The following is a 22,788-nucleotide window of genomic DNA, read 5'->3' on the forward strand; positions in this document are numbered from 1 at the left end:
ACAATTATCATTTGTAGTATAGTAGATGAATACAGAGAACGATAATTGAGGGGGAAAATAAATCATGCAAATTTATTGGACAAAAATCAATAAAATCATTGAAGAAACACCTGAGGTCAGAACGTACCTGCTTGACCGACCGGAAGATTTTACTTGGCAGGAAGGTTCCCATACCCATTTTGCGCTGGAAGGCTTTAATGCGGGAGAAAAACCGAACCGCGGATTGATCCGCCACATGTCGATCTCCACGCTGCCGCATGAAAATTCAATCGGCATCACCACACGCATCAAAGAGCAATGCTCGGAGTTTAAAGCGACGTTGAGAAATCTCGAAGTCGGCCAGGAAGTGGCGATCTTTAAAACACATTCGAATGTGCCGCTGAAACGGGAAGACAAAAACGTTTACTTGCTGTCATCGGGTGTCGGCCTGGCAACGTTCAGACCATTAGTGCTTGATTATTTGGAGCGCGCTGACAATGTCAATCAAATCCATTCCCTGAATATCGACTCATCAAAACAGTTCTTGTTCACGAATGTCTTTGAATCCGCACCTGACAAGAAATTCACTTCGCAGTTTGTCGATAACCGCAAAGACTATTACGAAGAAGTGAAAAATCTTGCCGAAGACAAAGACGGATTGTTCTATATTGTCGGCAGTGATGAATTCCTTGTGCACAACATTAAAGCATTGCGTGAGCAGAGCATCCAGCCGGAACAGATCATGCTCGACAAGCGTGAACAGTCGATGGCAGAATTTCTGCCGGTTGAATTGGCAAATTAAGTACGGCTGAAGTAATTTTCAACTTTAACATCAAAAGCCTAATCCCATTTTGAAAGGGGATTAAGCTTTTTGGTTTTCATCTTAATTTCTTCTTCAGGCTCAGCTGCTTCTTCTTTTTCTTTTCGGAAATGAGCGGCTTCGGAGCCGGATTGAAGTCGTCATCGTACAGGCCGGTGTAGGTCTGGTACCAGTTGAACAAATGCACCAGGATAACCTTGGCGACAGCGTAAGCGGGAATTCCGAGAATGACACCCGGTATGCCGAAGAGATTTCCAGCCGTCAACAGGACAGCGATGATGGTGACGGGATGGATGTTCAGGTTGCTGCCGAGAATGAGCGGCTGGATAACACGGCCTTCAAGTGTCTGCTCGATAAAAAAGACAACCAGCACTTTGACGAGCATAATCGGCGGATGCAGCACTATCGCGATAATGACAATCGGGAAGAATGCGATAAAGGTCCCCAGAAAAGGAATCAGGTTCAAGGCGCCGGCTGTAATGGCGAGGATCAAGGCATATTCGAGGCCGATGATGCTGAAGCCGATCCAGAACAGCAGGCCGACGAAAAAGGCAACGAGCAGCTGGCCGCGGATATACTGGCTGATCTGCAGGTTCATTTCGCGCAGCAGCAGGTAAGTATGTTCCCGCATCTTGGAAGGCACCAGTTTCATGATGTGATAAGGCAGGTGATGGCCGTCTTTCAACAGGTAAAAAAGAATGAATGGTGTCGTAATGATTGCCAGCACAGTGGTCGACAGGATGCCGAAGACACTGCCGATCCCGGTAACGGTTGTATCAACAACATCATCTGCCTGATCCGTGATGGAAGTGGACAAGCTGTCATCTTCTCCGGTCAACTGCATCTGCAGTTGCGACAGGATATCGCTCTGGAAAAAGTCGTCGATTTGCGAGATGAAGCTGGTCAAATAATTTTGCCAGTTGTCGAGCAGGCTCAGGGACTGTTCGCGGATGATTGGGATCAAGGTCGCAATGCCCCAGGCAAGCAATCCGAGAATCACCACAAAAACGATGGAAATGCCGCCGGCGCGTGAGATGTTCTTCGTTTCCATCCAGTCGATGAGCGGATTCAGCAGGTAATACAAGACGCCAGCCATAATCAGCGGCAGCCCCATGACGTTAAAAAAAGCAACAAATGGCTGAAAGATGAAACTGACTTTTGGAAGCAGCAATAAATTCAGCAGAATCAGCAAAATAATGAACAGTACGGATACCGCCTTATTGTTCAGCACCCATCTTACAAACCAGGAAGCGGCATGGCTCAGTGCATTTTTGTTCTGCTCCATCACGTGCACCTCTTTCCCCATATCAAATTGCTTCAATGCCGGTCAGACCATAATTTCTTCTACCATTAAAATACCCTCATCGTTCATTTCTCACACCAGCACTTCCAAAACTATGGCATTGTGAAAATGTTTTTTCATTTAAATTTAAAAAAATCTTATCCACATGTGGATAAGATAATAAGAGTGACGAAACGGCAAAGTTATCCCCGTTTCGGAGCCGAACCATCCACATATCCAAGATCATGTGGGATAGATCGATGGTTTTTTCAGTTGTTGTCGATTTTTTTCGATCATTAGGGGATAACCTGTTGAATACATCCGATCGATTTAGCGCCTTTTCAATAATCTTTTGGAACTTCTGCCTGACATCCCCGTAGAATAGATAAAGGCTTTGGAGGTGCGAAATGGAAGTTTTAATCATTTGGCTGGCCATTATTTTTGGTTTTGGATTTTTAAGGATATTCTTGAGAAAGCGTTTTGGCATCGCTGAAGAAGAACGGGCGGGTATAAATGTAAGAAGATTTGAACGCTGGAACGGCTGGGTGATGCTGGCGGGAATTATTGTGTTGTTTTCGATTTTCCCGGACTCGCTGGAAGTGTTTTTCTCTTGGCTATTGATTGTTTTCTTGATAGTGAATGGGGTACAGGTCTTTCTGGAATGGAAATACTTGAAAGGATCCCGGAAATATCAGGTATCGCTTATCTATTTTGCCATCACTGCAGTGGCTGTCGTTTTATTCGTCAGCATTGCAAGTTGGCAGCTGGGATAGCAACAACTGCATTCTTATACACTACGTTAGGGTATCGGGTAAATTCGTCGAAAAAAGCATTCCTTAAGTGGAATGCTTTTTTGCCTCTATTCTTCTAAAACCACAGCGCCATCATACATTTTGCCATGAAGCAACGCCAGTTTTCCGGCCATGGCTTCAGGAGAATCCTTGAAACCTTCTTTGGTCCAGTAAAGGAAGAAGCCGAGGCTTCCATATGTCATGAAATAATTGAGCGAGGGAATTTCGATATCGCTGTCTTCCTCCAATCGCAGCTCGGTTGCGGCCACTTGAGCGAGGCTTTCGCAAAATTGATTCTGCGATCCCGGCAGCACTTCACCTGTAATAATCAATCGGAAGATGAACTGATGCTGATGGATGTATTCAAAGATGGGCAGGTGACGCTGTACGTCCGTTGAGGAAAAGCGTTCCATGCCTTGAAAACTTTTGCGGAAATAGCTGACCAGTCTATCCAGGTGTTCTTCAACGACAGCCGCCAATAGTTCATTTAAATCTTTGTAATGAGAGTAAAAGGTAACGCGGTTGCAATCTGCCTGTTTGGTGACTTCCGTGATGGTCAACTGTGGCAGGGACTTTTCTTTCAAGAGATCAACTAATGCGGTTTTCAGTTTTTTTTGTGTCCGCAAGATGCGGCGATCTTCTGTGCCTTTCATCGCGATATCCTCCTGTATGTCCGAAATATGGACAAGCTTGTGAATTAAGTATGACATGAATCCTTTTCAATGGACAAATAGAATGGTTTTCTGTTAATTTACATATGTAGTTTATTTATGGGCAGAATTTTAGGAGGAACAGAAAATGGCACGTTTAGCAGGTAAAGTGGCAATCATTACAGGGGCAGCTCAAGGCATGGGAGCATCACACGCGAAAAAATTCATCGATGAAGGCGCGAAGGTCGTTTTGACGGATTTGAATGAAGAAAAAGGGCAGGCGCTGGCTTCAGAACTTGGAGAACATGCTGCATTCGTCAAACACAATGTAACCAATGCAGAAGATTGGGCAAATGCAGTAGCGCAGGCTGAAGAGAAGTTCGGTCCGGTCAACGTACTGGTCAACAATGCGGGCATTACGATGGCAAAATCGATCTTGCAGACGACGGAAGAAGAATACCGCCGCATCGTTGACATCAATCAAGTTTCGGTATTTTTGGGCATGAAGACAGTCATCCCATCCATGCAAAAAGCAGGTGGCGGATCGATCGTCAACATTTCTTCCATGAATGGCTTGGTGGCTGGGGCAATCGGCTATACGGATACGAAATTTGCGGTCCGCGGCATGACAAAAGCAGCAGCAATGGAGTGCGCCAACTACGGCATCCGGGTAAATTCCGTCCATCCAGGCGTCATCGCCACACCGATGGTTGTTCAGGAAGATACTAAAGCGGCAGTCGAGGAATTCTCCAAACATATCCCTATGAAGCGTGTTGCACAATCGGAGGAAGTTTCCAATATGGTCTTGTTCCTGGCGTCTGATGAAGCCAGCTATTCTACGGGTTCAGAGTTCGTGGTAGACGGCGGAATGACAGCTCAATAAGCATTGCAAAAAGGCCATTACGCAATTTCCAGCGTAATGGCCTTTTTTAGTGCTTTTAAAGAGTCTGGTGTTTCTTGTTAACAAACAACACCAGCACCGGTCCGATAATCGGAATCCAGGCGAGCGCTTTGAATTTGGCTTGTGGATAAAAGCGATAGGTCGTATAAACGGATAATCCCCATAGCACAAACCAGTCGACGGTCATGACGGATACGAGGCCAGATGCGAAAAAAGCTTCGCGGTAGGCGGCGAATGAAAAACCCTGCAGCAGCGTCAGCCCATTGACGGCCCACGACAGCATCAGAAGGATCAGCCAAAAGCGCGAACCGAGAAAACGCACGAGCCAGTGAGGCGTCCGCAGTTTTCTGTCAGCTTTCCGGTCGCCGAAAGCAAAATAGAGCAGCAGTGAGAAAGCTCCGACAACGAAAGACAGAAGCGCGAACGGCCAGGCCGGCCATTTCTGCCGATCATTCAACAGCAGCAACGTCAGAAACACCATCGGAAACAGACCGAGCGAATTGAAGACGGCGAGCACCAACGGATCGATTGCTCCAAGATTGCCGCTGAATATGTTCGACAGGATGGGGTCGGTCTCGCCGCCCGGTGCCAGAAAAACGGCGTAGCCAACCAACAGCAGCCACACGATAAAAAAGATCACAGTCATTCCCCCTCTTTCAACTTATTCCATTACCTCATGGGTTCCCTGAAGGATCCACCGGCAAACCGTCAGCTGACTGCTTGAAAAACCATAAAACTTATTAACGCGAACGTAATCAAGCTTTTGATTTTACTGGTCTTCCATATAGAGGCCGTTGAAAGATTCTGCTTAATTTCCAATGTTGACTAAAGAAGGGGAATAAGTCCAAAATGGAGAGGTAAACTATTCTGGAGGTTGTTCCATGCACTCAGTCACAATCATCGGATTCATCGTAATTTTTGTGGCTTATTTCCTTTTTATCGGAATCTACCTCAGAAAACGTCGCGGCATCAAAAGCTTGGGAGGAAGCATTTTCCTGAAGGACAGAAACCTTTTGGGGATTGTACTTGAGGCAGCGCTTTTTGTCGGCTTTGTTTGTGCCTTGATCGCTATCAACATGAAAGATGACGGTGCCGGGATTTCTTTAACTGCCCGTCTCAGCCCTTTTGCGGCGTTGTTTTTCCTGCAGACCTTATTTCGGGGAATCGGGGAATGGCGTGCGCACCGGGAAGAACAGCGCTATTGGTATGAATGGTCAGCATCTTTGACCGTCCTGTCAGCGTTTACTTTATTACTCATTTTGGAAGGATGAATCAGATGAATGAATTGATGAAAAAACGCACGAAGGCACTCCTGATCGACACAGCCATTTCCACAGCCGTATCGTTTGCTGTTGAACCTTTATTAAAAAGAAAAACGAAAAGCAGCTTTGTGTACACGGTAGTGTCCCCAACCGTGATTTTCTGGGGCTTGGAATATGCGCAAATGCGGCTGAAAGGCCAGACCATCGGACATAGAATGATGGGCATCGAAGTTCAAAACGAAGCGGGCGGCGAACCGACGCCTGAACAAATTTTGGAGCGCATGGTACACCGCGACACAGTCAGCCCGTTCATCTATTTGAAAGACCGCGCCCAGTACGATGCGTACGAAGGCGACAGATTCCCACACGATCTGTATTCGTACACAGTCGTTAAAGAAGTCGAATGAAAACAGCCCTCCTTGAGATAAGGAGGGCTGTTCTTATGTAAGGCAGTGGGAAATCTAGACAAGGCTAAAAGCCAAAAAGAGCCCCATGATAACGACCGCGCTGAGTATCGCGATTCCGTTTCCCACATTCTTTTTCACGTTGAGTTCTTCGTAACCCAGAACAGTAAACAACAGGGCCATTGTTCCAAGGGCATAGATCATTAAATTAAAGTTCTCAGAGACAAGAATAACTGTGAAAAAGGTCAGTGAGATGATTTGCAGAAACACTTTGAGTATCCCCAATCCGATTTTATCCCCCTCCTTTTATTGATTAGACTAAATTTTTTCGTTTTCAGCGGTAGAGTACTTGCTTGGATCTTGCTTATTGAGGAGCATCGATTGCTGCCGCGCCGTTCTCTTTAAACAATTCTTTAAGTTCGCTTGGCGAATCAGATTTGATTGCAACGAAATTATATTCTTTTTCAATTCCCATAAACAAAACGACTTTTTGCGGCGTCTTCATTTTCAAAATAAAATCCGGATAGACTTTTTCGAAATCCCGTACGGCAAAGTCGATGGTGTCTTTGGAAAGCTTTTGTTCAAGGAACGATGCGTCCTCAATGATGGATTCCACGTTCGAACAATCGATTTGTGCCCGTTTCATTAAACCAAGTGACAAATAGACTGCGTCTTTATCGGAATGAATCGGGTTCAATCGCAGAGCCTGGATATCGGCTAAGAAGAAAATGACCGAGTAAATATTCAGCAGCAATAAAATAATCGAGAGGATCGGTGCTTTGTCATGGAGCCAATAATGAATGCCGATCGTTTCTATGACAATGGCGTGGATCATCATAATCTGAAAGGCGATATAGCTCGACTTCTTGTACAGGGTGATTCCGGGGCGCGGCGCCTTTTTCCAGCTCGCGAATGCGTAATAAAACATCAGCGATTCGGAACAGACCACTTGGATAATGGGATGGTGCGCACGTACCGATCGACGGCCTGTGAAAATGAAAATACAACAGGAAGCGGACTTTGCTTTACGCCAGCTGTAATTTTGGGCATGTAACGGACAAAAGCGACAATCAGCAACAGTTCCAGGAGAACAATACTGCCTTCTGCCAGAATCCCAATCCAGGTGATGGTTTCAAATGGTTCCAGCAATGAAGAAGGGATAAGGAATCGGAGCAGCACACAACCGAGTGCAGAAAGCGCAATCGTTGTTTTTAAGGTGAATTTATTGAGGTAAAGCATTGTGAAAAGAGGCGCCAGGATAACGAGGTCCAACAGGGAACCCAGCACAACATATTGGGTTTCTTCAGGCATGATCGTAAGCCCGAAGGAAGTCTGGTACAACAAGAAATTACCGGTGAAAATACCAACAAGCATCAAAAGCCAAATGGGTTTTGCTTTCTCTATACAAGTCATTTTATTCACTCCTTGTCTGTAGTAACGTCTTCATTTGCATGAAATTCTTCTATCGTATACTCATTTTGAATTTCCTCAATTACCGCTTCATTTTCATCCAGAAAGTAGAAGGAAGACTGAAGGGTGTCCTTTTCCAGCTCTTGAGGGAAGTCCCAGAGAATAAGATCTTCAAAAGTAGATTCGGAAAAATAATCTGCCAAAGAGTGGACTGGATAGGGAGCTTCATATTCCAACGGCCATGAATTTGTTAAATGTTCTACCTCTTCACTTTTCAGGAGACCGTAAGCATGCTCCCACTTCCCAGGTGCGTTTAGAAAAGCGATATTTTGGTCAAGGTCCACATCAAAGACATTCAGATTAGTAGGCGAAATTTCAAAGTCTGTGTAAAGGGTGGTGATCAAGAAGCCGCGTTCGGGAATCATGAGCGCAAGGGAAAGTTCGCCGTTTTCATCAATCAGGACAACATGACTCTCATCCACCATCGGTATAAGCGTCGCATCTGTTGATTGCTGGAGTTCCTCGAATGCGCCTTCCGGAGTGGTATGGTATCCGGTTGCGAGCCAGATAACGACTAAAGTTAGGGCAATACCGGTGATCCATAGAAGAATCTTTTTCATTATCCAGCTCCTTTTTTCAAATCACCCAATCAATTTCCAATTACCTTTATTGTAGTTTAAAAGTCCTAAGTTTACTAGTCGATATTTTCTGTTAAATCTATGAATCACTTTCTATCAAACTTCCGCCCATCCGCTATATAATAAAAGAAAAATCGGAAGGGTGAGTCCACATGAAGCTGTACCAGGAACTGGCAACGTGGTGGCCGTTATTGTCTCCGCATACGGAGTACGAGGAAGAAGCCCATCTTTTCTTGAAGATTATCCAACAGTATCATCCGGCAGTCAAAGAGGCACTGGAATTCGGTTCGGGAGGAGGCAGCAACGCTTTTTACCTGAAAAAGCATTTTTCAATGACCTTGACCGATCTGTCGCCGGACATGCTGGAAGTCAGCCGCGAGCTGAACCCGGAGTGTCCGCACATGCAAGGGGATATGCGGACGATTGAAGTGGGCCGCCGGTTTGATCTGGTGTTCATTCACGATGCGATTACGTACTTCACGGACAAGGATGATTTGCTGGCCATCATGAAAAACGCCAAGAAACACCTGAAACCGGATGGCCTGCTGTTCATCATGCCGGACGAGTACACGGAAACGTTTGAACCACGGACAGACCACGGAGGAGTCGACAAAGATGGACGGGGCATACGGTATTTGGAATGGACTTATGACAGCGACCCCGAAGATCACATGCTGGAAACGGAATATGCGTATGTTATGCGGGACAGGGACGGGAAAGTGACCCATGAGCATGACAGCATGAAAGGCGGCTTGTTTTCCATGCCGGAATGGGAAGAGCTGCTTAGGGAAGCGGGGTTCCAGGCTCATTTCGAACGGGTTGTGTTTTCGGACGATCCCCGTTCCTTTTTCGGAATTGCCGCGACACAACCCCACTAAAAGAGTGAAGAACTTATCGGACCGTTCGGATGCAGCCAAGAAAGTTCGATGAAAGAAAAAAGAAGGTTCTGGCATCCAGCCAGAACCCTCTTTTCGCTTTAACGATTTATTTTCACTGAAGCCACATACTCAAGAAGCTCCGTCAAAGGCATATCCGCCATCGAATCCAGCCGGTGCTCGACTTCACAGAAATCCATCGTGCTGGTGATTTTGTTCGGTACGATGACGCATCCCATGCCAGCCCGTTTGGCGGCCGTCGCGCCGTGAGCTGAGTCCTCGAAAACCAGGCAGTTTTCCGGAGCCAGATCCAAACACTGTGCCGCTTGGATATACAATGCGGGATCAGGCTTCACTTTTTCCACATGGTCCGAAGTCCGGATGCACTGAAAGTAATCAAACAGTCCGAGCTTCTTCAAATGTCCCGAAACCCAGCGGTAGCTCGAACTGGAAGCCAAACCGATTTTCAATTCCATCTCTTGTGCCATCCGCAGGTAATCCTCCACGCCGTCGCGGGCTTTCTCCTGCGCCAATGTCGAAAGGAATTTTTCTTCGTACTGTTTCTCAAGCAGGGCGTGCTCGACCTGTTTCCCAATTTGTTCCTCCATGTAATGGAAAGGTGAAAAGCCGCTGTCGGTGCCGACTTCGTTCTGCCACAATGCCAGCGGCAACTCACTGCCGTGTTCACTGAACATTTCCTGGAGAATATGGTATTGATGCGTTTCTGTATCAAAAATCAAACCGTCAAAATCGAATATGATTCCTTTTATCATAAGGGAGGCACTTCCTTTGCTGTTCAATCGGATAAGTTGAGTAATCGAGCTGATCTTACATACCTATTTTATCAGGCCAGGAACGTTTCTTTAAAACGATCGTTCACACCAGCAGTTCCATTACTTCTCGTGAAATGGCATGGGTGTTAATGGATGATTCCAACTGTCCGTTTTTCACACAGTCGATGAACTCGGCCAATTCGTAATACATCGTATCGAATTCATGCGCTACAGACAAATCCTCTGTCCGGCCGTCTCTGTAGCTGATGGTGATGTTTTTGGGGTCGCTGATCCGGTCGATTTGGATCGTTCCGTTCTCGCCCTGTATTTCACTCGGCAAAAACGAATCCGAAATCTTCGAATACATAATGATAGCTTCCATGCCATTGTAGTTCAAAATCATGCTGCCTTGCCCGTCTGCACCTGTCGAGAGAAGGTAATCATTCTTCCATGCCGACTCTGGTGCTCCCACTAAATGAACGACCGGTGCGATGCCATAGACACCAAGATCCATTTTGGCGCCGTTGCCGAGTTCCGGCTTAAACGCATTTTCAATGATGCCGTTCTTGTAATTGTCGTAGCGTGAGGAATATTGATTGTAATGGAAGACGAAACGGCGGACCGGCCCGATTTTATCCAGGTTCTTTTTCAAATTCAGGAAAGAAGGGGTCACCGTTGATTTCATCGCTTCCATAAAGGTTGTGTTGTGCAGGCGGGAAGCTTTGATGACGCGGTCCATTTCCTCAACGGACGTGACCGCCGGCTTTTCACATAGGACATGGATGCCATGTTCCATAGCCAAAATGCTTTGCTCGGCATGGAAGGCGTTGGGGGATGCGATATAAACAGCATCGATGTCACCGCTGCTGAACAGCGCTGTTAAATCCGTGTAAACTTTCTCCACGCCGTATTTTTCCGCAAATGCGCTGCCGGTCTCTGTCGAACGGGAATAAACTGCGCCGATTGTAAATTCAGGATGTTGCTTGGCCGCTTTGATAAAGCGGTCGGTAATCCAATTCGTTCCGATGATGCCAAATCTCATTATGATTCCTCCTATTGACTGTTGTATGCTTGTCTTCTATTCTAACGCAGATTTCCCAAAAATGAGTGGTTACTCTTTTCCTCCATGAAGCGGAAAATTAATGGGTAGAGTTGTAAGCGGTTTCAAACTAAACTTAGTTTATAGTCGAATATTTCAGAAAACTAAAGGGAGAGGGGTTATACAAATGAAGAATATTTTATTGGCGTGTTCAGCAGGAATGTCCACCAGTCTATTGGTCACCAAAATGGAGGAAGCGGCGAAAACAAAAGGGCTTGATGTGACCATCTGGGCGGTTTCACAGGACAAAGCAACGAAAGACATGGAAAAGGCGGACGTTCTGCTGATCGGTCCGCAAATGAGATTTCTGAAAAAGAAATTCGCAAAAGTGGCGGAAGAAGTCGGTATCCCGTTGGAAGTTATTGACTCAATGGCTTATGGCAGACTGGACGGCGAATCCGTATTGAATAGAGCAATGGAATTAATCGAAACCTATTAACAGGAGCGGAGGAAAGAAAATGGAGAACAATAAGTTTATGCAGTTTCTGGAAAGTTTTTTGCTGCCATTGGCGGATGCACTGAACAACAATCGTTACCTGACGGCTTTGCGTGATGGCTTCATGGTTGCTTTGCCTTTAATTATTTTTGGTTCCATCTTTGTGGTTATCGCCAACCTGCCATTCCTGGATCGTGTCATAAGTCCGGAAGCTTATACAGCCTATCAAAATGCGTTGGGTCCGGCTTCTGCTGCGACGCTCAGTATCATGGGGATGTTCGTCATCATTGGCATCGGCTACAAGCTGACCGCCCATTATGGACAGGAAGCCATCTATGGTGGAGTTGTCGCTTTGGCGGCATTCCTGATTTTGACGCCGCAGGTTTTGGAAGATGTACCGGGTGTGATTCCAACTTCAGCCCTCGGAGCACAAGGCATGTTCCTTGGGATTTTCACTGCATTTCTTTCTGCAGAGCTTAACCGCTTTTTCATTGAGCGTGGCTGGACCATCAAAATGCCGGCCGGTGTGCCTGCAGCGGTATCAAAATCATTCAGTGCCTTGATTCCGATTACGTTGACGCTATCGATTTTTCTGCTCATCCGGGTACTGTTCAGCTTTACTTCATTTGAAACGATGCAAGCCTTTATTTTCACGATTATCCAACAGCCGTTGACGATTCTCGGAAGCGGGCTGCCGGCGACGATTATCATTGTCTTGCTGACACAGGTTTTCTGGTTTTTCGGTCTCCATGGGCAAATTATCATCAACTCGGTATTCGATCCTATCTGGTTTACATTGAATGACCAGAACCTGGTGGCTTTCCAAGCCGGAGAAGTACTTCCGAACATTGTGACCAAACAATTCATCGATTCATTCCTTGTCGGAATGGGTGGAACGGGAATGACGCTTGCCGTCATTGTATTGATTTTTGCCATCGGAAAAAGCCGTCAGCTCAAAGAGTTAGGGAAACTCGGAGCACCGGCAGGCGTTTTCAATGTCAATGAACCGATTATCTTCGGATTGCCGATCATCATGAATCCGTTAATCATCATCCCTTGGATGCTGGCACCGGTTGTAGTAACACTCATCACTTATTACTCGATGGCGGCAGGCCTTGTTCCAAGACCAGCGGGTATTATCGTTCCTTGGACGACACCTCCCATTCTCAACGGCTTTTTGGCGACAGGGAATGCGTGGCAGGGCGGGGTGCTTCAGGCAGTTAACATGCTTGTCGTTATGGTGATTTGGTGGCCATTCCTGCGAATTCTGGACAAAAATTATTACGACACTGAACAAGAAGAAGCTTGAACATTTTCCAGAAAACTACTATTAGAGGTGACAGCAAATGCAAATGGACACAATCACAGAAATTGCTTTTCAGATAATCTTGAATGCCGGCAATGGCAAATCAACCGCAATGGAAGCGATACAGGCTGCAAAAGCCAATGATTTTGAAGAAGCTGACAGGCTGTTGGCTGAAGCGGGCGAAGAACTGGGTAAAGCCCATGCGTACCAGACCCAATTGCTGCAAAAAGAAGCCAGCGGAGAAGAAAACACCATTACGGTCATGCTGATCCATTCTCAGGATCATCTGATGACATCGATGACTGTCCGGGACCTGGCTGTCGAAATCGTTGAAATCTACCGCAATAAATAAAGGGAAACCAACATTCCGTGGCCTATTGGTATCTACGGAGTGCCAGTCCAACCCATCGGATTTTTACGGCAGTTGATTTTCCCTGAGAGATGGAAATCATACGGACTGTTAGAGCGGAATAGAACCAAATGGAGGTCATGGAATGGCTTTACAGTATAAGTTTCCAAAAGGATTTTGGTGGGGGAGCGCGACTTCTGCCACCCAGATAGAAGGTGCTGCAGATGAAGGCGGAAAAGACCGCAACATATGGGATCAATGGCATGAAAATGAACCCAATCGTTTTTTTGATGGCGTAGGCCCGGCATCCACTTCTGATTTTTATCATCTATATAAAGAAGATATTGGGTTAATGAAGGAAATCGGCCACAATACATTCCGGCTGTCCATTTCCTGGTCCCGCCTCATTCCAGGAGGGCGAGGGGAGATCAATCCCGAAGCGGTGGCTTTCTATAACAATGTCATCAATGAATTGATTGCGCAGGAAATCGAGCCCTTCGTCACGCTGTACCATTTTGACATGCCGTTTGAACTGCAGGAGGAAGGCGGATGGGAAAACCGGGAAGTAGTAGAAGCTTATGCGAAGTATGCCGGAGAATGCTTCCGCTTGTTCGGTGACCGGGTGAAGAAATGGTTTACGTTCAACGAACCGATTGTACCGGTCGAAGGCGGCTACCTGTACGATTTCCACTATCCGAATGTCGTCGACGCGAGACGCGCTGTGCAAGTGGCCTATCACACCATGATTGCCCATGCCAAAGCGGTTGGTGTGTTTCGGGCAGCCGGAATTGAAGAAGGCCAGATTGGCATCATCCTGAACTTGACGCCTTCCTATCCGAGGAGCCAGCATCCGGCCGATCTGAAGGCTTCCGACGCCGCAGATCTGTTTTTCAATAGAAGTTTTCTGGACCCGGCGGTTTTAGGAGAGTATCCGGAAGAGCTGGTGGAAATGCTGAGGGAGCATGGCCAGTTGCCGCATGCCGAAAAAGGCGATCAGAAGCTGGTGAAATCAGGAATTGTCGATATTTTGGGCGTCAATTACTATCAGCCGCGACGTGTCAAAGCCAAAGAACATCTGCCGAATCCATACGGGCCGTTCATGCCCGACTGGTATTTCGATAATTACGAAATGCCCGGCAGGAAAATGAACCCGTACCGGGGCTGGGAGATCTATGAAAAAGGCATCTATGACATCATGGTCAACCTGCGGGACAACTACGGAAACATCCAGTCGTATATTGCTGAAAACGGCATGGGCGTCGAAGATGAGTCGCGTTTTATTGGAAATGGTGTAATCCAGGACGATTACCGCATCGAATTTATCATCGGGCATTTAACCTGGCTGCATCAAGCGATTGAAGAAGGCTGCAATGTCAAAGGCTATCACTTATGGTCATTCATGGACAATTGGTCGTGGATGAATGCCTATAAAAATCGCTACGGCTTCTTTTCAGTCGATATTGAAACGAAAAAACGGACACCGAAGAAAAGCGCCCATTGGATCAAGCAGGTAGCTGAACAAAATGGCTTCAACGGAGCCTGAAATGGGAGGAGTGAATAGATGAAAGGCATTAAAATAGTGACAATCGGCGGTGGCTCCAGCTACACGCCCGAGCTGATCGAAGGCTTCATTAAACGCTACCCTGAATTGCCGGTCCGGGAATTATGGCTTGTCGATATTCCGGAAGGACGGGAAAAGCTCGAGATCGTCTCAGCGCTTGCCAAACGGATGGTGGAGAAAGCAGGAGTGCCGATTGAAATCCATACAACGCTTGACCGCCGGGAAGCATTGCCGGGAGCGGATTTTGTCACCACACAAATTCGCGTCGGCCATTTGGAGGCCCGTGCCAAAGATGAACGGATTCCATTGAAATACGGAGTGATTGGCCAGGAAACCAATGGTCCGGGCGGCTTATTCAAAGGGTTGCGTACCATACCGGTCATTTTGGAAATCTGCAGGGACATCGAAGAGCTTTGCCCGGAAGCCTGGTTCATCAACTTCTCGAATCCTGCCGGAATGGTGACAGAAGCTGTCCTGCGCTACAGCGGAATTACGAAAACAATCGGCTTGTGCAATGTGCCGATTGGGATGCACATGGCTGTGGCGGAAATGCTGGAAGTTGAACAAAGCCGCATCCACATCGATTTTGCTGGATTGAATCACATGGTCTTCGGCCTGGAAGTCTATTTGGACGGCAAAGCGGTCATGGGCGAAGTGCTGGATAAGCTGGCAAGCGGGCCGTCGATGACGATGAAAAACATTGTCGATGTCGGCTGGGAAAAGGACTTCATCAAAGCTTTGAACCTGCTGCCATGCCCGTATCACCGTTATTACTACCAGACGGAGAAAATGCTTGAGCAGGAACAGCAGGCGCTGCAGGACAAAGGAACGCGTGCTGAAGTGGTGCAGGAACTGGAAAAAGAATTATTCACTTTATACAGCGATGAAAATCTGGCGGTCAAACCGAAACAATTGGAAGAACGGGGCGGTGCATTTTACAGCGATGCGGCCTGCAACCTCATCAACTCCATCTATAACAACAAACAGGATATCCAGGTGGTCAATGTCCGGAATAATGGAGCGATTTCCAGTCTTCCGGCGGATTCAGCGGTAGAAGTCAGCTGCATCATCACAAATGAGGGGCCAAAACCGATCGCTATGGGCGGCATGCCGGTTGCAGTCAGCGGCCTGGTCCAGCAAATCAAATCATTTGAGCGCCTGGCTGCTGAAGCGGCTGTGACGGGAAGCTACCATACCGCTTTGCTGGCAATGGCCATCAACCCTCTTGTTTCATCGGACAGCACCGCCAAACAAATTCTGGACGAAATGCTGGAAGCGCATAAAGAATACTTGCCTCAGTTTGAAAAGTCTTATGCAGGTTGAAGCGATTTAGGGAAATGATTTTAACCTAGCGCATTTCTTGTGAAAGCAGAAATTTATGTAGATATGAATTAAATGTAAGTAAAAAGAATCATTAATAATTGATTAATTAAGGTATATTAGACTTAAAGTAACAGAGGGAAATGGATTGAAAAGCGATTGTAAGGAGAAGTGGTGATATGTTGACCTCGCGAATGAAGAATATTTTCCGTGAATTGATGGCTGCGGAAACGCCGATTACAGGGAAATACCTGGCCGTGCTCAATCAGGTATCTTCACGGACCATCCGTGAAGATATAAAAGCCCTGGATTCGCTGCTGATTGATCACGGGGCTTATATCGATTCGGTCATGAGGCAAGGCTACAAACTGGGAATCATGGAAGAGCCGCTTTTCCGCAGCTATTTGAAAAAGCTGTCGACAGAAGATGCGGAACTGGAAACCATCATCCCGAAAATGCCCGAGGAACGCATCGCTTATTTGGTCAAACGGTTTTTATTGAGCGACGGTTATATCAAGCTTGAGGAATTGGCCGACGAAATGTATATAAGCAAATCGACTCTCCAAAATGATTTGAACCAGGTGAAAAAAATGCTGGCGGTCTATGATATCCGACTGGAATCGCGTCCGAATTACGGATTGCGCGTCAATGCCGATGAACTAAAGCGCCGCTTTTGTATGGCGGAATATATATTTGTCCGCGAAGAGCCGGTAAATGAATTGTTCAAGCCCCATTTCTCCTCACTGTCACAGGAGGAACTGGATTCCATTCTGGCGGTCGTCATGGAGCAGATTCAGGAAAATAAGGTCTTGGTATCTGACATCGCCATCAATAATTTGGTGATTCACCTGGCAATTGCCTATAAACGAATCAAGGAAGGCTATAACGTTACGTTACACTCATCCGATATTGATGAAATCTTGGAGCAGAAGGAATACAAAGTAGCCCAAAATATCGTCCGGAAAGTACAGGAGAAATTTGCCGTTCATTTTCCTTTGGAAGAAGTGGCATACATCGCCATGCATTTGCTGGGCACCAAAATAGCTGCGCATCCCGAAGCCGGCGAAAAAGCGGTCCAGCAAGTGATCCAAAAAGAGATCTCCGGATTGGTGATCAAAGCATTGGAGAGGATTGAGTCTAAGCTGAATCTGGGCATTCAGAATGACCAGGAATTGATCATTGCCTTGAGCCTGCATTTAAAGCCCGCCGTCAACCGCTACCGGTACGGAATGAACATCAGAAATCCCATGCTTGAGGACATCAAAGTGAATTACCCCGTCGCGTTTGAAGCCGGAATCCTGGCAGGGATGACGATCAATGAAGCGATTGGCGCAGTGATCGATGAAAACGAAATTGGGTACTTGGCGCTTCATATAGCCGCTGCCATTGAACGGAAAAAATCAACATCCGTTCCGAAAAGATGCCTGATCGTTTGTGCATCCGGATTGGGAACGGCCCAATTGATTTACTACAAATTAAAATCCCAATTCGGCGATGGCCTGGAAGTGGCCGGCACGACCGAATATTATAAGCTGAAGAATTGTGAGCTGGCCGGTATTGATTTCATCATCAGCTCCATTCCCATCCAGGAAGAACTGGCGGTGCCGGTGATTGTGGTCAATGCCATTCTGGGAGAGCCCGATATCCGGAAAATCGAAAAATACATCTTGAAGGAACAGCAGCATATTTCCGCCTATTTCCAAGAAGAGCTGATCTTTCTGGGGCAGGAGCTGCGCACAAAAGAGCAGGTGCTGGAATTTCTTCATGAAAAATTGATCGAACGCGGGCTGGTGGATGAAGGCTGCCTTCAGGCTGTATACGAACGGGAAAGAGTGGCACCGACATCCTTTGGCAACCTGGTGGCAATTCCACATCCCATTACACCGCATTCCACAACGACTTTTTTAACGGTCTGCACACTGAAAAAGCCGATTATGTGGAAAGAAAAGCCGGTTCAGTTTGTCTGCCTGCTGAATGTCATGAAAGACAGCCAGGAAGATCTGCAGGTCATGTACGACCTGCTCGGCAGAATCATCCACGACAGCGCAATTGTGGAACGGCTGACCAAAGCCAAAACCTATGAGGAATTTATGAAAGTGATTGCTTTGTAGAATGGTTCGACTTCTCTATTTATCCGGTATCTGACGAAGGTGCCGACTCTTCAAGTCAGGAAGTGAAAAGATGAACTATGCCATTGGTGTTGATATTGGCGGAACAAAGGTGGCCGTTGCGGCCGTGAATGAGCAAGGGACCATCATCAGCCGGTCAGTCATTCCGACAAACCTGGACATTGCACCCGAAGCGATGATTGCTGAAATTCAACAGGAAATCAGAAGAATCATCGAAAGGTCAGGTGTTCACATGGACCAGGTGGTGGGAATCGGCATAGGCGCACCGGGTCCGCTGGACAGCAAGAACGGCCTCATCTCCTGCCCGCCCAATTTGCCGGCATGGGTGGATATTCCGATTCGGGACTTGATCGGGCGCGTTTTCCCCGTTCCGGTTCTGTTGGAAAACGATGCGAATGCTGCGGCTCTTGCCGAGAAATGGATCGGTGCCGCAACCGAAACCGACAACTTCATCTATATTACGGTCAGTACAGGAATCGGTGCTGGAATTATTTCAGAAGGACAGCTTCTCAAAGGGATGAAGGGGAACGCTGGAGATATTGGCCATGCAGTCATCGATCCTTCTTTTGGAGAATGTGTCTGCGGACAATCGGGCTGCCTGGAATCGATCGCCTCCGGAACGGCCATTGCGAAGAGAGCTTCAGCAATCGTCGGCAGAGAGGTAACGGCGAAAGATGTTTTTCACCTTTATAAAGAAGGACATCCCGACATAACAGCTTACATGAAAGATGTGTTCAACGTGCTTGGGGTGGCTTCTGTCAGTATGATCAATACCTTCGATCCCGAAAAGATCGTTTTTGTCGGTGGCGTTTCTGAATTCGGAGAGCCGATGTTTGAATCGATTCAGCAGTACGTCCGCCGCTATGCCTTGAATCCGACTGGGAGAAAAACAGAAATTGCTGCGGCCAAACTTGGCCAAAATGCAGGTGTCATCGGAGCAGCAGCCCTCTGTTTTCACAATGGATCATTTCAATAAACAGGAATCGGAGGAACTTCAGATGTACGAAGAACCTATATTTTTGGAACCGGTCTTCCAGGACCGAATCTGGGGAGGAAAGAAACTCCATACCCTGTTTGGCTACGATATCCCTTCTGATAAAACGGGGGAAGCATGGGTGATATCAGCCCATGAAAAAGGTCCGTCCATCATCGCTAACGGTCTATTGAAAGGAAGGAATCTGTTGGAAGCCTGGAATGACAATCCGACACTATTCGGCAAAAAGCAGAAATCTGGAAATTTTCCGCTGTTGGTGAAAATATTGGATGCCAATGAAAGCTTATCGGTCCAAGTCCATCCGGATGTTGATTACGCTCAGGAGATGGAAAACGTTCCGTATGGAAAAGCGGAATGCTGGTATGTATTGGATTGTGAACCGAACAGCCGAATCATTTTGGGGCACCGGGCAGAGAGCCGCGAAGACTTCCGAAAACGCGTGGATGCAGAGCAATGGGATGAACTGTTGTTGCCGGTGCCGGTTAAAAAAGGAGATTTCTTTTACATTCCGAGCGGGACAGTCCATGCTATTGGAAACGGGATTATGGTCTTGGAAATCCAGCAAAGTTCCGATATCACCTATCGTGTTTATGATTATGGCCGGAAGACCGGGGAAGGAAAGACGCGCCAACTCCATATTCAATCAGCGATCGATGTCATCAATTTTCCTCATCATTCTGTCCGTCTTTCCCAAAATGCGATGAACAGAGGGGATTTAGCCAGTACACAATTAATCAAAGAACCTTATTTTACTGTCTATCACTGGGACATCAAAGGAAAGGTGGAAACGCCATTGAAAATGGATTATCTGCTGGTCAGTGTGATTGACGGATCAGGAGAAATCTCAGTAAATGGGAAAGCTTTTCCGTTGGTGAAAGGAAGCCATTTCATTTTGCCCGCCATGGTGGAGTCATATGGAATCGAAGGCGATCTTGAACTTATGGTCACCCACGAATAAGCTGGCCTGTATAAGTTACAAGTACAGCAGCAAAGAACGGAATAAATCCGCTTTTATAAGACTGATTATTCAGTCTAAGTTAATTAGTTAATTGATAGAGGAGCTGGTCAGAATGGTTGAAAAACAATTTACGATTACAGATACAGCAGGAATCCATGCCCGCCCGGCAGCAATTTTAGTAAACCTGGCAAGTAAATTCGATTCAGAAGTAAACATTGTCCATCAAGAGAAGAAAGTGAATTTGAAATCCATTTTAGGGGTCATGTCATTAGGGATTGCCTATGGCACCGAGTTTAAAGTAAATATCGAAGGAACAGATGAAGAAGACGCCCTGAGAGAACTTGAGAGCATGATGCAAAAAGAAGGATTGGCTAAATAACGCATTTCTAAAAAGGGCAGTCCAACAAGTCCCACAAAAAACGGAAGGAGAAAAAGCATTCCTTTTTCTCCTTCCTTTTTTTTGAATGGGAATATTTTTCTGAAAAAAATTGGCGGGAGAGGGAAGCTGATGTTTTCATGGCTTCTAATTGTCGGCTTTTATTTTAATCTTTGTTACTAACGCTTATGTATTCAGGTTTGCACTGTTACAAACTTCTCTTCGTAAAACGATTGTTTCCTCTCATTTACCCGAAAAGCGTTCGTAAATATGTATGTAATTTCGCGAACGTTCGTAATGTGTTCTAACACGTTTACGAACGTTCACTTTGCCGTTTTTCAGCCTTTTTTCAAGCGTTCGTAAAAGTGTACTTTTACGAACGCTTTTATCTTGTATACACTTTAAATATAAGAAATTAGGATTGAGTTAATAATAAAGCTGTTCGACTCAAATGAGATATTCTAAAGGAAGCTAACCAGTCGAATTCAATTGCTTAGAATGGAAGAGAATTGTTGAATTGTAAAATCCATATATTGAGGATTACTGGTTTGGAAACATCGACACTTGGAACTTCGTTAGCGAAAATCTTGCTTTCCAGTGCTGTACCAAGTAAGTTTGAGTATGAAAAGAGCTGTTAAAAGAGTTAAGACTTAATGATTTGGCATCGTTGCTAATTTATCAAAAAAGGACTGGTATATATGGATTGGAGACCTGATAAAAAAGCAAAGAAAGCTATATATAAACAAATTGCTGAGTATATAGAAAATGGAATAGCAGATGGTACCTTTCCTCCAGATAAATTTTTGCCGTCTGAAAGGCAGTTGGCTAAGGAACTGAACTTAAATAGGAGTACGGTAGTTTCTGCCTATGATGAATTGGAATCAAATGGACTCATCCAAAGAAATAGAGGGAGCGGCACTACCATCAGTAAAGATATTTGGGGAATTACTAAGAAAAGAATTCCAAGTTGGAACAGGTATATTGAAGCGGGATCTTTCTTACCTAATTTGCCTGTTTTACAAAGAATAAGAAAAGAATCGATTGACCATGAAGTAGTTAATTTAGCAAGCGGAGAATTGTCGGAAGACCTTTTCCCAACAAATTTCTTTCGAGAGATAACTTCTTCACGTTCCTTTATCGGAAGTTTAGGCTATGGTCATCCCCAAGGGAACACTATACTACGAGATACTCTAGCAAAACATGTAAAAGAATATAGAGGAATTGAAACGGATTCTTCTTCAATACTCATTACATCAGGGGCGCAACAAGCCTTACATTTAACTGTTCAATGCTTATTAAAACCCGGCGATGCAATTGCGATAGAAGATCCTTCCTATGCTTATAATCTTCCGATTTTCGAATCAGCAGGGTTAAAGGTATATTATTTGCCTGTTAATCAAGATGGTATAAATCCAGAAGATTTACTTTTGTTATATAAAAAGCATCGAATACGAATGATTTTTTTAAATCCGACTTATCAAAATCCGACAGGTTCTCTAATGAGTGAAAAAAAAAGGAAAGCTATTTTAAAGTTATCATCTGAGAATGGCATTCCTGTAGTGGAAGATGATCCGTATAGTTTGACTTCTTTTACAGGAGAAAAAATTCCTACTCTAAAATCCATGGATGTTCATGGAAATGTTTTGTATATTAGCTCCTTATCAAAAATTGCTGCTTCTGGGTTAAGGATAGGCTGGATTATAGGACCGAAATCAGTTATTGAAAGATTAGCGGATGCAAAACAACAAATAGACTTCGGCCATTCGAGCTTCACACAATGGATTGCCAATGATTTTATAGAATCAGAAAAATTCCATTCTCACATTGAAAATTTAGTAAAAGAATTAGTGAAACGGAGAAATCAAATTGTTACAAGCCTTAACTTTTATTTAAAGGATCAGGTAGAGTTTCTAGTTCCACAAGGTGGCATCCACATATGGGTTAAAATCAAAAAAGACTATAATGAGATGAAATTATTAGAGGAATCCATTCAGAGAGGCATAATTTATGTTCCAGGATCAACTATGGGTTCTAAAAAGGGGTATGTACGTTTTACTTTTGCCAAGGAAGATGAGAAATCCATTGATGAAGGAATTAAACGTTTTGCAGAAGCCCTTCAACTATTTTAACATCCATGATAATTCAAGACTTTTTTAGAATCAGGAATAATTCCTGATTCTTTTTCTTTTTAATGCTAACTGGATGGTGAAAAATTAAAACAAGTGGATGGTGTGTTAATCAGGTAATGTAGTAAATTAACTATAGTAAGTAGAGTTCTGAGGAACATACTTTAATAGATTCTTAACCACATGTTAGACTTAATTTGGAGGTAAAAATGGCTACTTCATTAACATTAATTATATTTTTTGGAATCGTTTTGTTGATTTCGACTCTATGGGTAGTTTTGAGTATGGAGACAAACTATACTACGAAGAAAAAATAACAATAATTAAATCTCAAGTATTCTTAAGTATC

At 45.3% G+C, this 22,788-nt stretch carries 25 protein-coding genes; 16 read left to right on the forward strand and 9 right to left on the reverse strand.

Annotated elements, in window-relative coordinates; translation table 11 throughout:
* The first annotated feature begins 64 nt into the window (after window positions 1-64).
* Entirely contained in the window at window positions 65-781 is a 717-nt protein-coding gene (locus QMA01_RS09105; protein ID WP_290214809.1) for a dihydropteridine reductase, read from the forward strand.
* Window positions 782-857: 76 nt separating this feature from the next.
* On the opposite strand, the gene QMA01_RS09110 is transcribed toward QMA01_RS09105, so the two are convergent.
* On the reverse strand, window positions 858-2,084 hold the full coding sequence (locus tag QMA01_RS09110) for an AI-2E family transporter (RefSeq protein WP_290214810.1): 1,227 nt from the start codon (window positions 2,082-2,084) through the stop codon (window positions 858-860).
* Window positions 2,085-2,488: 404 nt separating this feature from the next.
* On the opposite strand from QMA01_RS09110, the gene QMA01_RS09115 reads away from it, so the two are divergent.
* On the forward strand, window positions 2,489-2,854 hold the full coding sequence (locus QMA01_RS09115; RefSeq protein ID WP_290214811.1) for a DUF4181 domain-containing protein: 366 nt from the start codon (window positions 2,489-2,491) through the stop codon (window positions 2,852-2,854).
* A gap of 86 nt (window positions 2,855-2,940) precedes the next feature.
* Here the strand turns inward: QMA01_RS09115 and QMA01_RS09120 are convergent, their stop codons facing one another.
* Entirely contained in the window at window positions 2,941-3,525 is a 585-nt protein-coding gene (locus tag QMA01_RS09120; RefSeq protein WP_290214812.1) for a TetR/AcrR family transcriptional regulator, read from the reverse strand.
* Window positions 3,526-3,670: 145 nt separating this feature from the next.
* On the opposite strand from QMA01_RS09120, the gene QMA01_RS09125 reads away from it, so the two are divergent.
* A complete protein-coding gene (locus tag QMA01_RS09125) occupies window positions 3,671-4,405 on the forward strand; it encodes a glucose 1-dehydrogenase (RefSeq protein WP_290214813.1) in 735 nt (244 codons plus the stop codon).
* Window positions 4,406-4,460: 55 nt separating this feature from the next.
* On the opposite strand, the gene QMA01_RS09130 is transcribed toward QMA01_RS09125, so the two are convergent.
* Window positions 4,461-5,069 carry a hypothetical protein gene (locus QMA01_RS09130; protein ID WP_290214814.1) on the reverse strand — a complete coding sequence of 203 codons (609 nt, stop codon included), beginning with the start codon at window positions 5,067-5,069 and terminating at the stop codon, window positions 4,461-4,463.
* 235 nt (window positions 5,070-5,304) lie between these two features.
* Here QMA01_RS09130 and QMA01_RS09135 point away from each other — a divergent pair, with 235 nt between their 5' ends.
* Window positions 5,305-5,694 (forward strand): DUF4181 domain-containing protein, encoded by a 390-nt coding sequence (locus QMA01_RS09135; RefSeq protein ID WP_290183778.1) that lies wholly within the window; start codon window positions 5,305-5,307, stop codon window positions 5,692-5,694.
* 5 nt (window positions 5,695-5,699) lie between these two features.
* Window positions 5,700-6,092 carry an RDD family protein gene (locus tag QMA01_RS09140; protein ID WP_191714787.1) on the forward strand — a complete coding sequence of 131 codons (393 nt, stop codon included), beginning with the start codon at window positions 5,700-5,702 and terminating at the stop codon, window positions 6,090-6,092.
* 54 nt (window positions 6,093-6,146) lie between these two features.
* On the opposite strand, the gene QMA01_RS09145 is transcribed toward QMA01_RS09140, so the two are convergent.
* The 4 genes from QMA01_RS09145 to QMA01_RS09160 form a co-directional block, all read right to left on the reverse strand.
* Window positions 6,147-6,374: a hypothetical protein gene (locus QMA01_RS09145; RefSeq protein WP_290214815.1), complete on the reverse strand. Its 228-nt coding sequence runs from the start codon at window positions 6,372-6,374 to the stop codon at window positions 6,147-6,149.
* 79 nt (window positions 6,375-6,453) lie between these two features.
* Window positions 6,454-7,017, reverse strand: a complete 564-nt coding sequence (locus tag QMA01_RS09150; RefSeq protein ID WP_290214816.1) for a hypothetical protein — start codon at window positions 7,015-7,017, stop codon at window positions 6,454-6,456.
* Window positions 7,017-7,502 carry a hypothetical protein gene (locus tag QMA01_RS09155; RefSeq protein ID WP_290214817.1) on the reverse strand — a complete coding sequence of 162 codons (486 nt, stop codon included), beginning with the start codon at window positions 7,500-7,502 and terminating at the stop codon, window positions 7,017-7,019. The genes QMA01_RS09150 and QMA01_RS09155 overlap by 1 nt, the downstream gene beginning before the upstream one ends.
* Before the next feature lie 5 nt (window positions 7,503-7,507).
* Entirely contained in the window at window positions 7,508-8,119 is a 612-nt protein-coding gene (locus QMA01_RS09160) for a hypothetical protein (protein WP_290214818.1), read from the reverse strand.
* Between the two features lie 170 nt (window positions 8,120-8,289).
* Here QMA01_RS09160 and QMA01_RS09165 point away from each other — a divergent pair, with 170 nt between their 5' ends.
* Complete coding sequence (locus tag QMA01_RS09165) at window positions 8,290-9,015, forward strand: class I SAM-dependent methyltransferase (protein WP_290214819.1); 726 nt, start codon at window positions 8,290-8,292, stop codon at window positions 9,013-9,015.
* A gap of 98 nt (window positions 9,016-9,113) precedes the next feature.
* Here the strand turns inward: QMA01_RS09165 and QMA01_RS09170 are convergent, their stop codons facing one another.
* Together QMA01_RS09170 and QMA01_RS09175 are read right to left on the reverse strand one after the other, a co-directional pair.
* Complete coding sequence (locus QMA01_RS09170) at window positions 9,114-9,785, reverse strand: HAD family hydrolase (protein WP_290214820.1); 672 nt, start codon at window positions 9,783-9,785, stop codon at window positions 9,114-9,116.
* A 103-nt stretch (window positions 9,786-9,888) separates the two neighbouring features.
* Window positions 9,889-10,827: a Gfo/Idh/MocA family protein gene (locus tag QMA01_RS09175; protein ID WP_290214821.1), complete on the reverse strand. Its 939-nt coding sequence runs from the start codon at window positions 10,825-10,827 to the stop codon at window positions 9,889-9,891.
* A 184-nt stretch (window positions 10,828-11,011) separates the two neighbouring features.
* On the opposite strand from QMA01_RS09175, the gene QMA01_RS09180 reads away from it, so the two are divergent.
* The 10 genes from QMA01_RS09180 to pdxR all read left to right on the forward strand — a co-directional run bounded on the left by QMA01_RS09180 (window position 11,012) and on the right by pdxR (window position 22,442).
* The gene (locus QMA01_RS09180) at window positions 11,012-11,323 is read left to right on the forward strand and encodes a PTS sugar transporter subunit IIB (protein WP_290183783.1); all 312 of its coding nucleotides are present in this window, start codon (window positions 11,012-11,014) and stop codon (window positions 11,321-11,323) included.
* Between the two features lie 19 nt (window positions 11,324-11,342).
* Complete coding sequence (gene celB / locus QMA01_RS09185) at window positions 11,343-12,629, forward strand: PTS cellobiose transporter subunit IIC (protein WP_290214822.1); 1,287 nt, start codon at window positions 11,343-11,345, stop codon at window positions 12,627-12,629.
* 43 nt (window positions 12,630-12,672) lie between these two features.
* On the forward strand, window positions 12,673-12,978 hold the full coding sequence (locus QMA01_RS09190) for a PTS sugar transporter subunit IIA (RefSeq protein WP_191715083.1): 306 nt from the start codon (window positions 12,673-12,675) through the stop codon (window positions 12,976-12,978).
* A 142-nt stretch (window positions 12,979-13,120) separates the two neighbouring features.
* A complete protein-coding gene (locus QMA01_RS09195; RefSeq protein WP_290214823.1) occupies window positions 13,121-14,518 on the forward strand; it encodes a glycoside hydrolase family 1 protein in 1,398 nt (465 codons plus the stop codon).
* An 18-nt stretch (window positions 14,519-14,536) separates the two neighbouring features.
* The gene (locus QMA01_RS09200) at window positions 14,537-15,859 is read left to right on the forward strand and encodes a 6-phospho-beta-glucosidase (RefSeq protein WP_290214824.1); all 1,323 of its coding nucleotides are present in this window, start codon (window positions 14,537-14,539) and stop codon (window positions 15,857-15,859) included.
* Window positions 15,860-16,035: 176 nt separating this feature from the next.
* Window positions 16,036-17,967, forward strand: coding sequence for a BglG family transcription antiterminator (locus QMA01_RS09205; RefSeq protein WP_290214825.1), 1,932 nt, complete (start codon window positions 16,036-16,038; stop codon window positions 17,965-17,967).
* Between the two features lie 70 nt (window positions 17,968-18,037).
* Window positions 18,038-18,961, forward strand: coding sequence for an ROK family protein (locus QMA01_RS09210; RefSeq protein ID WP_290214826.1), 924 nt, complete (start codon window positions 18,038-18,040; stop codon window positions 18,959-18,961).
* A 22-nt stretch (window positions 18,962-18,983) separates the two neighbouring features.
* Window positions 18,984-19,937 (forward strand): mannose-6-phosphate isomerase, class I, encoded by a 954-nt coding sequence (manA, locus tag QMA01_RS09215; protein ID WP_290214827.1) that lies wholly within the window; start codon window positions 18,984-18,986, stop codon window positions 19,935-19,937.
* 112 nt (window positions 19,938-20,049) lie between these two features.
* Window positions 20,050-20,316 carry a phosphocarrier protein HPr gene (locus QMA01_RS09220; protein WP_191714801.1) on the forward strand — a complete coding sequence of 89 codons (267 nt, stop codon included), beginning with the start codon at window positions 20,050-20,052 and terminating at the stop codon, window positions 20,314-20,316.
* A gap of 695 nt (window positions 20,317-21,011) precedes the next feature.
* Window positions 21,012-22,442: a MocR-like pyridoxine biosynthesis transcription factor PdxR gene (pdxR, locus tag QMA01_RS09225; protein ID WP_290183790.1), complete on the forward strand. Its 1,431-nt coding sequence runs from the start codon at window positions 21,012-21,014 to the stop codon at window positions 22,440-22,442.
* Window positions 22,443-22,788 lie beyond the last annotated feature (346 nt).

The sequence above is a fragment of the Planococcus notacanthi genome (assembly GCF_030407825.1).
Lineage (GTDB): Bacteria > Bacillota > Bacilli > Bacillales_A > Planococcaceae > Planococcus > Planococcus notacanthi.

Bases quoted from the DNA above. Each gene is read 5' to 3' on its own strand.
- QMA01_RS09200 (WP_290214824.1), top strand. From the start codon at position 14,537: ATGAAAGGCATTAAAATAGTGACAATCGGCGGTGGCTCCAGCTACACG.
- QMA01_RS09130 (WP_290214814.1), bottom strand. From the start codon at position 5,069: ATGACTGTGATCTTTTTTATCGTGTGGCTGCTGTTGGTTGGCTACGCC.
- QMA01_RS09165 (WP_290214819.1), top strand. From the start codon at position 8,290: ATGAAGCTGTACCAGGAACTGGCAACGTGGTGGCCGTTATTGTCTCCG.
- QMA01_RS09135 (WP_290183778.1), top strand. From the start codon at position 5,305: ATGCACTCAGTCACAATCATCGGATTCATCGTAATTTTTGTGGCTTAT.
- QMA01_RS09110 (WP_290214810.1), bottom strand. From the start codon at position 2,084: ATGGAGCAGAACAAAAATGCACTGAGCCATGCCGCTTCCTGGTTTGTA.
- QMA01_RS09140 (WP_191714787.1), top strand. From the start codon at position 5,700: ATGAATGAATTGATGAAAAAACGCACGAAGGCACTCCTGATCGACACA.
- QMA01_RS09125 (WP_290214813.1), top strand. From the start codon at position 3,671: ATGGCACGTTTAGCAGGTAAAGTGGCAATCATTACAGGGGCAGCTCAA.
- QMA01_RS09105 (WP_290214809.1), top strand. From the start codon at position 65: ATGCAAATTTATTGGACAAAAATCAATAAAATCATTGAAGAAACACCT.
- QMA01_RS09180 (WP_290183783.1), top strand. From the start codon at position 11,012: ATGAAGAATATTTTATTGGCGTGTTCAGCAGGAATGTCCACCAGTCTA.
- QMA01_RS09160 (WP_290214818.1), bottom strand. From the start codon at position 8,119: ATGAAAAAGATTCTTCTATGGATCACCGGTATTGCCCTAACTTTAGTC.
- QMA01_RS09120 (WP_290214812.1), bottom strand. From the start codon at position 3,525: ATGAAAGGCACAGAAGATCGCCGCATCTTGCGGACACAAAAAAAACTG.
- QMA01_RS09115 (WP_290214811.1), top strand. From the start codon at position 2,489: ATGGAAGTTTTAATCATTTGGCTGGCCATTATTTTTGGTTTTGGATTT.
- QMA01_RS09210 (WP_290214826.1), top strand. From the start codon at position 18,038: ATGAACTATGCCATTGGTGTTGATATTGGCGGAACAAAGGTGGCCGTT.
- QMA01_RS09195 (WP_290214823.1), top strand. From the start codon at position 13,121: ATGGCTTTACAGTATAAGTTTCCAAAAGGATTTTGGTGGGGGAGCGCG.
- pdxR (WP_290183790.1), top strand. From the start codon at position 21,012: ATGGATTGGAGACCTGATAAAAAAGCAAAGAAAGCTATATATAAACAA.
- QMA01_RS09150 (WP_290214816.1), bottom strand. From the start codon at position 7,017: ATGTTTTATTACGCATTCGCGAGCTGGAAAAAGGCGCCGCGCCCCGGA.
- QMA01_RS09205 (WP_290214825.1), top strand. From the start codon at position 16,036: ATGTTGACCTCGCGAATGAAGAATATTTTCCGTGAATTGATGGCTGCG.
- celB (WP_290214822.1), top strand. From the start codon at position 11,343: ATGGAGAACAATAAGTTTATGCAGTTTCTGGAAAGTTTTTTGCTGCCA.
- QMA01_RS09175 (WP_290214821.1), bottom strand. From the start codon at position 10,827: ATGAGATTTGGCATCATCGGAACGAATTGGATTACCGACCGCTTTATC.
- QMA01_RS09155 (WP_290214817.1), bottom strand. From the start codon at position 7,502: ATGACTTGTATAGAGAAAGCAAAACCCATTTGGCTTTTGATGCTTGTT.
- QMA01_RS09190 (WP_191715083.1), top strand. From the start codon at position 12,673: ATGGACACAATCACAGAAATTGCTTTTCAGATAATCTTGAATGCCGGC.
- QMA01_RS09220 (WP_191714801.1), top strand. From the start codon at position 20,050: ATGGTTGAAAAACAATTTACGATTACAGATACAGCAGGAATCCATGCC.
- QMA01_RS09170 (WP_290214820.1), bottom strand. From the start codon at position 9,785: ATGATAAAAGGAATCATATTCGATTTTGACGGTTTGATTTTTGATACA.
- manA (WP_290214827.1), top strand. From the start codon at position 18,984: ATGTACGAAGAACCTATATTTTTGGAACCGGTCTTCCAGGACCGAATC.